This window comes from Halioglobus sp. Uisw_031, from assembly GCF_047729875.1.
In the GTDB taxonomy this organism is placed as follows: Bacteria; Pseudomonadota; Gammaproteobacteria; order Pseudomonadales; family Halieaceae; genus Marimicrobium.
This window is the reverse complement of record NZ_CP159826.1, coordinates 1,988,221-2,001,172: the sequence shown is the minus strand read 5'-3', so window position 1 is coordinate 2,001,172 and position 12,952 is coordinate 1,988,221. Positions and strand designations below refer to the sequence as shown.

Genomic DNA, 12,952 nt, shown 5'->3' with positions numbered 1-12,952 from the left:
TGCAAAATAAAGAGGCTGTTGAAAAGAATGCGACTCGCATGCTCCCGCCCTCATAACGGAAGAGGGTGCAAGGGACGAGGAAAGAGGGTCGTCACGCCGACTTCGAGGAAGCATTCTCCAAGGCCCAAGGCTATCTCTCTCAGGCTGCCGGCTATATTCTCCATCGCTTTTGAAATGCATTAAGGGTTCTCGACAGTATGTACTCCTCATCGAGTGTTTCAACGTAGAAGCGCATACCGAGGAATTCTGGGGGATCGGAGGCGTATCTATAGTACCGTTCACTTATAAAGCCGCAGTACCAATAGGTTGCTACTCTGCAACACTCTAAAGGGTGTAAACAACACGCCGGAAACATTGATGGGCCTTCCCTTAATTACTTACCGGCACCGTAAGCAAGGGAGCTGCATCATTGGATGTGCTGTCAGCGATGCTAACCGACATTAGTGTAGTAGCTAATCGAAAAAATAACTTGGTATTTTGATTGGTGTCATCAATGTAATACCAGGCGTTGCGATACTGAACTGCTGTAGATGCACCGTCAGGAGCAGCGCTAGCCCGCCGCACACGAAGTTTTTGGCCCACCAATCCTGCTGGCGGATAGTTCAAAGCTCTGCCGCTTACTTGATCCTGTTCAGGAACATCTATGGCTGCTGACAAAATTTCGAGCAGGTTATAGATAGATCGGGTGGAAATGCTTACACCTCCCTCGACAGGATTGTCCGGACCAATTGAAACCGGTATCTCCATGCGCGATGAAAATTTTTCAGGTGCTGAAAGACCCAGCAATGTGTATATTTCATCTACGTCGGCCGAATATTCCGGCCAATAGTGATCAATCACGATGGAGTAGCGATCACTCTTGTTCGAATTGTTTGTCCAGTGCAATCGCTGAGCCTTATGAAGCTTCCAAAAGAGCTCAATTAAACGACTGAAACGCGGATCGATCGGGTTGGAATCATAGAGAAACGCCGGATTATGAATATCGTTAATCCTCGAGACGAAGGTAAAATAGACACGTGCGACATCGTTCAGGTTTGACGCATACAACATCAGCTCTCGTAACGACAGCGGTGACATCAATCGATCCGCATATTTTTCACCACCGACTGGCGAGTAGAAAATCGTCGGATTTTCCTCATAAACCACCCCCGCGCCAAAGGGCACCAGGTTGCCAAGGTAATCACCCGAGTCACCGAACCCGAGTTGGGTGCTGACCTTGGTAGTGATGCTGACATTTGCTGTGACACTGTTTAACGCCAACAGGTTGCCGCGCTCTCCATAGCGATTGCGTAAAACTAAAAGCAACAACTGTTGGTTATTTGTTTCGACGATGGATTCGTTGTACGCAAGTCTGCCGCTATTCACAGTAGCAGGTCCTACCAATGTACAACTCGTCAATGCTCCGCTGAGCAGGGCACAAAGAAATAGGCCAAATGTTCTGAGTAGCGATCGGTGTGCTATTTTCACTGTAGTCTCCAGTTACTCTGAGAAAGCCAAAAAGCCAAAAAGCCAAGAAGCTAAAAAATGGGAATGCCGACGTTGCTGATTCCATAACCCCTGTTTAAGCCAAGCATTGTGCTGCACTTTGCGATATCAATGATATATCCATAAGGAGATTCATTGAATTAAGAAAGACTGCACTAGGTCAGGAGCTACAAGATGCAGGCATTTGAGCTATCTTAACAAGATAAATGATTTATAGGATTTTTAGTAGCGTCCTGCGGTTTTTTGCACAACACCGGTGAAGGGGTCGCGTTGAGGGCCGTGGAGTGAAGCATAGGGCAAATAAAAGGGCTGTTGTGAAAAAATCGCCTCATCAATTGAAAAATGGGGCAGGGTAGAAGCTTGATATTAGGTTGCAGACTGTTGCTGCCCTGAGAAATTAAGTTGCCACCACTGACTAAGTCGCTACTGAGTAGTCAGTGCTGCTGCGGCGAGCTTGCCGCGCTCTTCATCAACCGAAAACAGAAGCATCAACCCCAATACAAAAAACCCCAGAGTGGATAACATTGCCAGAGGATAATTGCCGCCACTGAGCTCACTGATAACACCGTAACTGATCGGGCCTAGAATGGCTGCGGCCCGATTGGCCAAACCCCACAAACCAAATATCTCCGCATTGCGTGACTCTGGCGTCAGTTGGCCAATGAGTGCGCGGCCTCCGGCCTGTGTAGCACCCATCGCAATGCCCATCAGGTTGCCCGCGACCCACAGATCACTGGGAACTTCAGCCAGCAGTGTTACTACGATTGCCGCCACCCATATCAACAGCGCTACAGCGAGGCTGGGCACAGATCCAAAGTAGTCCTGCGCGTAGCCAAAGGCGAATGCGCCGATTGCTGCTGTCATATTCACGACCATAATCAGCACTATGAGCTCTTGTGTGTCAAACCCCATCACTTCTTGGGCGTAAATGGCGGCGACCACGACGACCGTGGCAACGCCGGCCTGAAACAGGGTGAGACACTGCAAGAAACGAAATAGGTCTGGCATCTGTGCTGCATGCCGCAATGTGTTGCGCACCTGGGTGAACCCTGCTCTGAGATAAGACACACCGGCAATAGGTGGCTTTGCCTGCGCGCGCTCGCGCAGCCACACAAAAGTGGGGCAAGCGGTAATCGCAAATATCGCAGCCGTTATCAGCAATGCTACGGGGACATAGTCAGTCGCTTCAAGGCCCTGCTCAGTCGCCCAGTTGATGTACATTAGACACGCACTCAGGGTCAACAATCCACCAAAGTAACCGAGGCTCCAGCCGTAACCGGAGACTCTACCCATGCCATCCCGATGTGCAATTTCCGGTAAAAAAGCGGCGATCAGATTCTCGCCCAATGAAAAGGCAATGGTCGCCAGCACTAGCAATAACATCGCCGGAACTACGGCATTAGAGCCCACCAAGGCCAGACCGATAGTACCGGTAACACACACAATTGAAGACAGCAGCAAATACCGTTTCTTGCTCGCCCGTTGATCTGCAATAGCACCAATAACGGGGCCGGCGAATAGCACGAGCAGATTGGCCGCCCCTATGGAGAGCGTCCACAGTAGCATAGCGGTACCTGGAGATTGCTGGTCCAGTCGCGCGGCGATCACACCCACAAAATAAGCGCTGTATACAGTCGTCAATACAACGGTTGTGTATCCGGAGTTGGCAAAGTCGTAGAAAGCCCAGGCGACTAATTCACGTGTGCTTGCGGGGTGCTCTATCGGGCCGGTGGGCGCTAACTTAGACGAGTCAGTCATGAAAACCTCTACGACTCCATTTACGGCGATGACACCAAGAGAGTAACATCGTATGTCACATTCTTCATAGGTCAAAGCAATAGATCATGAGTTTACAAGACTTCGCCATGGCCGTCGTGGACTGGATCATGGCTGTACTTCCTAGGCCGATACCTGATCGTGCTGCGCTTGAGCGCTGCAAAATTATTGCTCATCGCGGCGCACACGACAACAAAACGGTCATGGAAAATACCCTTGAGGCGTTTGACGCCGCGCGTGCTGCAGGTGTCTGGGGAATCGAATGTGACATTCGCTGGACCGCAGATCTGGTTCCAGTGATATGTCATGATCCCAGCCCTGCACGGGTTTTTGGCACAACGATGAATGTATCTGCGCTGACCTTTGATCAATTGCGCACAAGCGTTCCCGACATTCCGAGCCTGGAAGAGGTAATCCAGGCCTTTGCGGGCGAGACTCATCTGATGCTTGAACTGAAAGCAGAAGCTTGGCCAAATCCTGGGCGCCAGCGCGAGATTCTGCGCGCGCTACTTGCCCCACTGACACCTGCAACCGATTTTCATATGCTTGCCCTGGCCCCATCTTTATTTGAACTGGTCGATTTTCTCCCGAGCGAGAGCTTCTTTCCGGTCGCAGAAATGAACGTCAGCACGATGAGTACGCAGTCTATTGCAGGTGGCTATGCCGGAATGGGTGGCCACTACCTGCTGCTGACCAACCGAGTAAAACGAGATCACGATGCATACGGGCAGCGGCTGGGAACAGGATTTCCTTCATCTAGGAATACGCTTTTCAGAGAGCTCAACCGCGGTATCGAATGGATTTTCAGCAATGACGCAGTGGCGCTGCAGCACATTCGCGATGACTATCTTCAGCGTTAAGGGCTGATGATTCGATCATCGCCAAGCCTGCTCTTCGGGTAAATTGTATAGGTACCTACGGGGGTGCCAAGTTGGGTCGCTGTGGTTCTGTCTGTATTCAACCGGTGCGGGCACTTGGTTCGCGCTCAGCACCACCGTGATTTTAGCGGCTGTGTAGTGACAGAAGGGAGTAGGGCGTCTGCTTAACCTAGAGGTATACATTTCTCGCGTTAAGCAAGGTTAACGTGTCGGAATCCGTCCTGGGCATCCAACGCAGGTAGAGCGCTGAGATACTGCACGGAATTTTCCCCCTATAGCGGTTTATTTGCCTTATACTTTTTAATCAGCATGTACAGAGAGGCTATAACGTGTCGCACCCTACATCCCCCGATCTCGACCCGGAACTCATCTCAGGACTGCTTGAATCCCTTGCAAGTTGGGATCCACGAGCGTCTGTGCCTCTCGCCCATACGTTTATGCGAGTGGGAGACGAAGAGGCGCTCAAAGCGTTCGACGACATGGCGCTCGCGAGTCCGGGTGCAAAAGAGATGTTGAAGGATCGCTACTTGAGCCCGACACCTGACCTTATGTATCTGGCCGGCCTTGCCGACGGCACGCTTGGTAAAGAATTCGAACGCTACCTCACTTTGAATGGGCTTGATGTCACCCTGTTACGCGAGTCGGCATTTATAGAAGCACATCATAAGCGCGGTGATGACGTGGGTCATCTGGCTGAGCGCGGCTTTCAGCTTCACGATCTATTTCATGTGCTCACCGGGTATGACACGACGCCGCTCGGTGAGGTTCGTGTCGTGAGTTTTACCGTGGCCCAAGCTCCGGCCCCTTATCCCGCTATGATTATGGCGAGCCGCCCGCTGCAAATTTTGTTGTATCGCCCCCAGCTGCTGCCGTTCATTATGGATGCGATTACAGATGGCTGGGTGCTGGGTCGCAAGGCGAAGCCCCTGCTCGCCGTGCACTGGGAAAAACATTGGGAGCAGCCCCTTGCTGAGTTGCGTAAGGCATATGACCTCGTGTAAGTAGATGCGAGAAGTAGCCACCAACGGGCAGTGCGATGGAGTCACACGCTAACAGTACATCAAAAATACTAAAGTGGCGGGCTTGATAAAAACGATAGTGACAACTGAATGCTTTAAGACGAAAGAAACCATCGCTAAACGCCACGCATGACAATTCTACTTCACTCTCGCAATAGACCTACCGGGACAGATCTGCAATGCCAAGGACATCGCAACTGTCTGCCACTATTAAATCCGTTCGCAGAACAGCATCGACACTCATCAGCCTCTAAGGCACAGCCAAACGGCATAGGAAACACTACTAGACAGTAGCCCCGCGTATATGCGTCTTCGTCACTGAATAAGACACACTATGGGACCTTACGCTTCTCGGTTATAATACAATGGATTTGGTCTGGCGATGGCATAGATATGAAGCGTAGATTTACCGAACATGATGTACCGGATCAAAGCGGCAGTACCGTCGTCATTACGGGGGCTAATACGGGGTTGGGCTACGAGACCGCAAGGGCCTTATCAGTTCGAGGGGCACGGGTACTCATTGCCTGCCGATCGCAGCAGAAGGCCGAGGACGCCATCAAAAGAATTGAGGAGCAAAATGGCGCGGTCGATATCAGCTATGTACCGCTGGACCTGGGAGATCTCTCCTCCGTGAGGCAATGCGCTGAGCAGTTGCAGAGTGAGAAACGAATCGATGTACTGATCAACAATGCCGGCATCATGGTGCCACCCTACGAACTGACCAAAGACGGCTTTGAGAGCCAGTTTGGCGTCAATCATTTGGGGCCCTTTGCGCTGACGGGCCTGCTACTGGAAAAACTGGCCAAAACCCCGTCTTCACGCGTGGTGAATACGAGCAGTATCGCCCACAACGTGGGTCGGATAAACTTCAAGGACATCAACGCAGAGCGCCGCTACAGTGCATCGGCACGTTACAGTATGAGCAAGCTGGCCAATCTACTCTTCTCATACGAGCTGCAGCGTCGCCTTGAGGCTGCAAGCCTTCCTGTCCTATCCGTCGCCTGTCACCCCGGCATTGCCAGTACAGAGTTGGATCGTTACATGCCATTCGTGTTGAGCAAGGGCACTGAGCTACTGCAGCCTTTGCTCAATACCGCGGCGGCAGGGGCATGGCCGACCCTCTGCGCTGCGACTTCTGGAGACGTCGTGGGTGGTGGCTATTATGGCCCGGCCTATCGCTTCGAGACTGCCGGTCCTGCTAAAAAAGTGCGCTCTAATCGCGCCAGTCGCGACACTGCTGTGGCAGAGCGGCTATGGACTCTGTCGGTTGAGTTGACGGGCGTGAATCCCAGCATCTAGTTGTTCCCCAAAATTCCCAGCCCCGAGGCGTGGGCTACATTCTCCAGTACGACCTTCATCGCGCGGTCGGGCAATTCTTGGGAGTGCACCCCGCGGTGGAACAGGGTGCTGGAGTTTGTTGGTGCTTTAGATGCAGGCTGTCGCTCGCTACCCTACTTTTTTAGTTGAGTCCTATGTTTGAAATGCGTGCCTCAGACTTGATCAGCTCAGCATCCTTTGGTCGCAGGAACCGTTGCTCAACCCCTTCGTCAACGGATTTATCAATGGCATCGATATAGGCCTGTTTGTCTGGATACAGTTCGGCCAACTTGGCATCATCGAAAAGTTCTGTAGTACCAAAAAGATTGCAGAAGGTGTCCGTGCGAGGCTGCCCCTCTCCATGCAGTACTGCGACCGGCACATCCACATAACTGCTTCTAACGCCACCTGTAACATTCCCCACAGCGTCATAAATAAAGATGTTTTCTGTGTCATCTATATCCAAGAAGGCTGCCGATGGCGCTGGAGTGCCAGTACGCACCCAAGTATCGAGTGCGCTCAGCGCAGCATTAGCCGCAAAGTGCATCGGTCCGTCGTTGGCAGGCAAGCTGCAATTTATGAATGGTGGGCGAACTTCTGGCTCTGATATTACCGTCGCAATGTTGGGATCATTGCCCCGGTCGTCGACTGACTTCAGCGTTGTGTAGATATCGGAATGTGCAGTGGCCGCCACCTCCCAAATACGAAAATAAGCAGAGTCGCTTTGCCGTGAAGCAACAGAGTTGAGCTGGAAAACATCAGTTTCACTCTGCAGTGTGATGACGGGAGTCGCTACATCGGTGCGAATAAAAACTGCTTCAGGCATGGGTTCGTCCGCCTGCAGCGAGATAGGAGTGCTTCCACCACCGCGGCTGTGGAGGAGAAAGCCGTCAAAGAGATCTATTAATGGGTTGACCGCATTAACATACGTTACCAGTCTGAACGCGGACTGCGACTGCCCTGCAGCTAGTAAGACTTCGGGGACGAGGCCTTCGAGTGGATCGAGACCTACGGGTCTCAGTACGGACTGGGCTGCCTGCGAAAATATGTCATAGGAATAGTCGTCGCCGGGGTGGTTCAAACCCCCATAGCGGACCGGGTCAACAACCTTTAACGAGATGTCAAAAGCACCTCCTCCCCCCTCAACCCCAACAGACTGCGCAGACACACCGACCCAAACATGACCCTCTCGCTCCAACTCTGTGTGCGTTGACAGAAAATCAGGAGCCGCATCTAAGCCGCCTGACACATTAAACCACTCCATCAGGACTGTGCCACTAAATTTTGCGTCATCGATAGGTCGTCGAACCACTATTCGCGTTCGGTAGTTCGCGGCGTCTGCCTCCTGAACTGACCATACACCGTCTGAGCCAATCTCTTCTGTTGGTACGTAAGAAACGGCTGTGCCAGAAATAAAGTATTCTGTTTCTCGATAACCCACTTCAGCTGCATCAAAAGCGAGGCCGGAATAAAACGCAGTGCCTGGAGTATAGTTCTGATCTCTAAGATCGATCGCTCCCCCCAAAATTTTGCAACAATCCGGCCCGCCTCCGAGAATAGTAACCTCCTCTACAACTGGATTAGCAGGCTGCGGTTTTAGACTCTCCTCTGTGAAATTGTCATTGTTGTTATTGTCACTGCATGCGGCCAATACAAACGTTAGTGCCACTGTGGCCGTTAACACTGTTAAATTACGCCACAAGATAGTTAAATATGTCATCGTAACCAATCCTCATACGTTATGATCTCCAGAGCGGGCGCTCTGGTCGAGTTTAAATGGTTCTGTCGTTAGTATAGTTGAACTAAAAGAAGTGTGGCAAATAAAGTGCTTTAATCGCGCAATGCCCAAATTTAAGCTCAGGTGCGTGCCTACCGTGCAGGCGCCTTCTAGGCGTCTTCAGAGAAGAATTCACGTGAAACTTAGAAGATCCGCAGCCCATTGGCTGTTACCACGGTGATTAGATCGTTTTTAAAGACAAATGTGTACTCAGTGCCATCGGTGTCCAACCCCGTTAAAAGATAGCCGTAATGAACAGCACTGGTTTTGACAGAGTAAGACCCTCTCACGCTGTCCATAGGCTGCCACTCAACATCTGAAGCCAGATCATGCACTTGCAGGTATCGCTGGGCTGTTTCCCTGATAAACAACTGGTCGGGTTTTTCACCATAGTAAGCGTTGGCAAGAGCGGTTTCGTCAGGCTGCCTATCGTCAAAGGGCGAACACGCAGTCAATACCGCTAACAGCACAGTCACAGATAGTATTCTTCTCATTTGGCTTCCTTCAAGTCCAGTTCCCGCTGTTGATAGTCAGCGATCAATTTCGCAGGTCGAATGTTTCCGTCTGCATTATACCGTTCAGCCTCATGTGAGTTGTACCCAAATGTTTTCACCGTTTACACGGACAAAATAATATGACATTATTCATGCCAATTAAATGCTCATCCTCCTGCCGCGCTATTTGGTATTGACGGTGGGTAAGCCGCTTCGTCATTAACAGCAGGCAACAGCTTATGCTTAAAAAGTCCTTAATCATTCTGCTGCTCGTGGTCATTGTTCTGGCCGGGCTAGCGTGGTTGACCAGAGTCGATATTCTATTGGGCCTAGTCAAGTTTAGATCAGACAGGGAGTTTGTCGTGGCGCCGAATACTGCCGTACCCTGGGAGAAAGGACCGCAGGAGGCACAGTCTGAAGCACAGCAGCGGCTCCCGAATATTATTCTCATCGTTGCCGATGACTTAGGTTACAACGATATATCCACGTTTGGCGGGGGGGTCGCCGGTGGCCGTCTACAGACACCGCATATTGATCAGTTGGCCGAGCAGGGAGCCGTTTTTAATCAATCCTACGCGGGCAACGCGACGTGCGCACCTTCGCGAGCCATGATTATGACCGGCCGTTACCCCGCCCGTACTGGCTTCGAATTCACCCCTACGCCATCGGGCATGGGTCCCATGGTTTCGATGGTCAGTGCGGCCATGGATAATAATGGTTTGCCGCCGGGCGTGTTTAGCGACGCGGGTAGCGAGGCTGCGGTCTCTTACGAAGAACAAGGTTTGCCTGCGGCAGAAGTGACGATAGCCGAGGTACTGCGTGACAAGGGTTATTACACTGCACACATCGGTAAGTGGCATCTTGGGAGAGCAGCGGGTTCTACCCCTAATGCCCAAGGTTTTGACGACAGTTTATTGATGGCCAGCGGTCTTTATTTACCCGAAGACGATCCCAATGTGGTGAATGCCAAGCTGGCTTTCGATCCCATTGATCAGTTTCTGTGGGCCCGCCTGAACTATGCCGCCAGTTTCAACAACGGAGGCGATCAGCGTTTCGAGCCCGGTGGTTATCTGACTGATTACTGGACTGACGAATCGATTGCGGTCATCAAGGCGAACAAAAATCGACCTTTCTTTTTGTACCTCGCGCATTGGGGTACGCACACGCCGCTGCAGGCCACGCGAGAGGATTACGAGGCCGTCGGTGACATTACGCCGCATCGACTTCGTGTGTATGCAGCCATGGTACGCGCATTGGACCGCAGTGTTGGCCGCATTATGGCCACGCTTGAACAAGAGGGGCTGGCGGAAAACACCTTGGTGATGTTCACCAGTGATAATGGCGGTCCAGGTTATCTTGGCCTTCCAGATGTCAATGCGCCCTATCGTGGTTGGAAGCTGACGAATTTCGAGGGGGGGCTGAGGGTGCCTTTGTTCATCAAGTGGCCCTCGCGCATAGTGCCCAATACCGATATAGATGTGCCTGTCGCCCACATCGACATTATGCCGACATTGACTGCAGCTGCAGGCGCGGCCACGCCTCCCGGTGTTGACATTGATGGTCTTAATTTGTTGCCTCTTGCCACCGGAGAAGATGCTGAGCAATGGCCCCGGACAACCTTGTTCTGGCAAAGTGGTTACTACCGCGCGGTACGCCATGGAGACTGGAAGCTGCAGATATCGGAGCGGCCCAAAAAGAGCTGGCTTTACAATCTTGCTGAAGACCCGACCGAGCGTCACAACCTAGCGGCAACGCGTATCGATAAGTTGAACGAGTTGCAGACACTGCTGGATAAGCACGATGCATCCGCTCGTGCGCCGCTGTATCCCTTTGTGGTCGAAATGCCGGTGGCGGTTGATAAAACACTGGTCGACTATTTTGAATCTGGCGACGAATATATTTACTGGCCCAATTAGCGCTCGCGAGTCCCTGACTCTCTGCGGACTTTTTCTGGTTTGGCGACTCCATGCGCAGCTTTCAGGGGCCTGTGACGGTTCCCTGATTGGGCGCAGTGATGACGGGCGATATTACGGTAAAATTAGGAGTGCCACAGTAATTGTGGTGCTCGAGTATATTGGTTTAGTGGAAATAAGAACGTTATGAAATACAAGCGAACACCCGATGCACGCTTCGAAAACCTTAAGGACTATTCTTTCGAGCCGAACTATTTGTCAGTGGACGACACTGAAGGCGGTGAGCTGCGACTACATTACCTGGATGAAGGTCCTGCAGACGGTCCGGTGGTATTGCTGATGCATGGCCAGCCGGCTTGGTCCTATCTTTATCGGCATATGATTCCGTTGCTGCTGGCTGAAGGTTTTCGCGTGGTTGTGCCTGACCTGATCGGCTTTGGTCGTTCAGATAAACCCACTAGGATCGAGGATTACACCTACGCTAGACACGTCACATGGATGACCGAATGGCTCACCAGACTCGACCTTAACAACATCACGGTCTTCTTTCAGGATTGGGGCAGCATGATAGGTCTGCGTCTGGTTGCGGCCTTCCCAGAACGATTTACTCACGTGGTGCTTGCCAATGGTGCACTGGTGGCTGGGCCTATTCCTGTTGAACATGCAGAGCTCTTAAAGGGTGCGTATGAAACCTTACCCGTTGTGAGCGCTGCTGAGTTAGAGCCGTTTTTTTTAAATCAAGAAGGTGTGCCAGGCATTTTGTATTGGCGTAAGCACTGCGCAGAATACGCTGACTTTAGCGTTGGTGCGGTGATGAATTCATTGTCGTCCGGGGAAAAACTCACTCAGCGTGAAATCGATGCGTTTAATGCGCCATACCCTGATGAGAGCTACCTAGCAGGCGCACGCCGCTTCCCGTCATTGATTCCTCTGTTTGCGGATGATGATGAGGTGGCAGAGAATAGAGCAGCATGGGAGGTGCTTGCACAGTTTGACAAGCCGTTCATGTGCGCTTTTGCAGACAACGACCCTGTTACGGCAGGCGGCGATAAACCTTTTCTAGAACGCGTTGCTGGCTGCCGAGGCGTCAGTCATCGCACCATAAGTCCCGCTGCTCACTTCCTGCAGCAGGACCAACCAGAGCAGTGTGTGCAGGCAATTCTGGATGTCAGGAGTGGTGCCTGATCTAGGTTTGCCCTACATCAGCTGCTCACTGATAATCTCATCTGTTCCCGCTGGGAGAAAGAAGGTAGTGCCGTCCTGACCCACCGTATAATCGACGAAGATATCGTCTGCACCATTGAGAAATAAAGCTTCTTGTCCCGGGAAAATCAGCGGAGGCACAATGTGATAGTAGAGCAGGTGGCCTACGCCTGCATCCCGGGCGGTCTCTGCTGCCTCAACCGGGCTGGTATGGTAATCCAGCACATCGTGGGTAATCTTGGCCATCGGTTTGTTGCCTGCTTTTTGCGCGGCTTCGTTCATCATGATGAGCAAATTCGGAGCCAGAGCCTCATGCACCAGTAGATCAATGCCTTGAGCAAACAGCTCGATATTAGGCAGTTTTACCGTGTCTCCCGTGATCAGCAGCGAGCGCCCCTTGTAAGAGAATTTATAACCTACGGCTGCATCTATTGGCGAGTGGTCAACGGTCAGGGCCTGAATTTTTAGATCGCCGTCATCGACCAATGTTTCCAGTTCGCCCATCTTAGGCGGGGAAAAGGGCATTGCCTGCATGCCGGCTCCGCTTAAAGGCGCGACACTATCACCGTGGTGAGCATGGCGGTAGCCGAAGTCTTGTTCATAGGCAGCATTGAAGCCATTCGCCACCTTACTTACGCCCTCCGGGCCGTAGACTGGCAGCGGCTCATCGTTGCCCGCGCTAACCCAGCGTAGGGTTGCAAGTTCACCAAGTCCGTCAATGTGGTCTGAGTGGAAATGCGTAATAAATACAGCTTCAATGGACCCAATTGGAAAGCCCATCCGGCCTAGATTACGCACGCCGTCAGTGCCGGCATCGACAATGAACAGTCGTTCGCCTGCGACGACGGCGACACAAGGGCCAGAGGCATTGGGCGCAGGCATAGGGCCGCCGGCGCCGCACAGGGTAAGATGCAGGCCATCTTCAAAGGTGTCGATGATGTTGCTGCCCATGCGGGCTTCTAAGCCAACGACCATGACACGCTCGGCAATGCGGGCGCGCTGGCTATAAGCTACGACGCCCAGCAGGGCGATGATGACCAATGCCATAATTAATTTTTTCATGGTGTGTCCCGTGATCCTGCGCAGG

General features: G+C 52.1%; 10 protein-coding genes. 5 read left to right on the top strand and 5 right to left on the bottom strand.

What is annotated here, in order from left to right; genetic code table 11:
- Positions 1-369: 369 nt before the first annotated feature.
- Together ABXT62_RS09110 and ABXT62_RS09105 are read right to left on the bottom strand one after the other, a co-directional pair.
- The gene (locus tag ABXT62_RS09110) at positions 370-1,467 is read right to left on the bottom strand and encodes a hypothetical protein (protein ID WP_415354925.1); all 1,098 of its coding nucleotides are present in this window, start codon (positions 1,465-1,467) and stop codon (positions 370-372) included.
- Positions 1,468-1,908: 441 nt separating this feature from the next.
- A complete protein-coding gene (locus tag ABXT62_RS09105) occupies positions 1,909-3,243 on the bottom strand; it encodes an MFS transporter (RefSeq protein WP_415354924.1) in 1,335 nt (444 codons plus the stop codon).
- An 86-nt stretch (positions 3,244-3,329) separates the two neighbouring features.
- On the opposite strand from ABXT62_RS09105, the gene ABXT62_RS09100 reads away from it, so the two are divergent.
- The 3 genes from ABXT62_RS09100 to ABXT62_RS09090 all read left to right on the top strand — a co-directional run bounded on the left by ABXT62_RS09100 (position 3,330) and on the right by ABXT62_RS09090 (position 6,460).
- The gene (locus ABXT62_RS09100) at positions 3,330-4,121 is read left to right on the top strand and encodes a glycerophosphodiester phosphodiesterase (RefSeq protein ID WP_415354923.1); all 792 of its coding nucleotides are present in this window, start codon (positions 3,330-3,332) and stop codon (positions 4,119-4,121) included.
- A 347-nt stretch (positions 4,122-4,468) separates the two neighbouring features.
- Entirely contained in the window at positions 4,469-5,140 is a 672-nt protein-coding gene (locus ABXT62_RS09095; protein WP_415354922.1) for a Coq4 family protein, read from the top strand.
- Positions 5,141-5,551: 411 nt separating this feature from the next.
- Complete coding sequence (locus tag ABXT62_RS09090) at positions 5,552-6,460, top strand: oxidoreductase (RefSeq protein WP_415354921.1); 909 nt, start codon at positions 5,552-5,554, stop codon at positions 6,458-6,460.
- Positions 6,461-6,620: 160 nt separating this feature from the next.
- On the opposite strand, the gene ABXT62_RS09085 is transcribed toward ABXT62_RS09090, so the two are convergent.
- Both ABXT62_RS09085 and ABXT62_RS09080 read right to left on the bottom strand, forming a co-directional pair.
- Positions 6,621-8,198, bottom strand: coding sequence for an alpha/beta hydrolase domain-containing protein (locus tag ABXT62_RS09085; protein ID WP_415354920.1), 1,578 nt, complete (start codon positions 8,196-8,198; stop codon positions 6,621-6,623).
- 200 nt (positions 8,199-8,398) lie between these two features.
- A complete protein-coding gene (locus tag ABXT62_RS09080) occupies positions 8,399-8,749 on the bottom strand; it encodes a membrane lipoprotein lipid attachment site-containing protein (protein WP_415354919.1) in 351 nt (116 codons plus the stop codon).
- Between the two features lie 239 nt (positions 8,750-8,988).
- Here ABXT62_RS09080 and ABXT62_RS09075 point away from each other — a divergent pair, with 239 nt between their 5' ends.
- The gene (locus ABXT62_RS09075; protein ID WP_415354918.1) at positions 8,989-10,665 is read left to right on the top strand and encodes a sulfatase-like hydrolase/transferase; all 1,677 of its coding nucleotides are present in this window, start codon (positions 8,989-8,991) and stop codon (positions 10,663-10,665) included.
- A 183-nt stretch (positions 10,666-10,848) separates the two neighbouring features.
- Positions 10,849-11,847 carry a haloalkane dehalogenase gene (locus tag ABXT62_RS09070; protein WP_415354917.1) on the top strand — a complete coding sequence of 333 codons (999 nt, stop codon included), beginning with the start codon at positions 10,849-10,851 and terminating at the stop codon, positions 11,845-11,847.
- A 12-nt stretch (positions 11,848-11,859) separates the two neighbouring features.
- Here the strand turns inward: ABXT62_RS09070 and ABXT62_RS09065 are convergent, their stop codons facing one another.
- The gene (locus ABXT62_RS09065; protein ID WP_415354916.1) at positions 11,860-12,927 is read right to left on the bottom strand and encodes an MBL fold metallo-hydrolase; all 1,068 of its coding nucleotides are present in this window, start codon (positions 12,925-12,927) and stop codon (positions 11,860-11,862) included.
- Between the last annotated feature and the right edge of the window lie 25 nt (positions 12,928-12,952).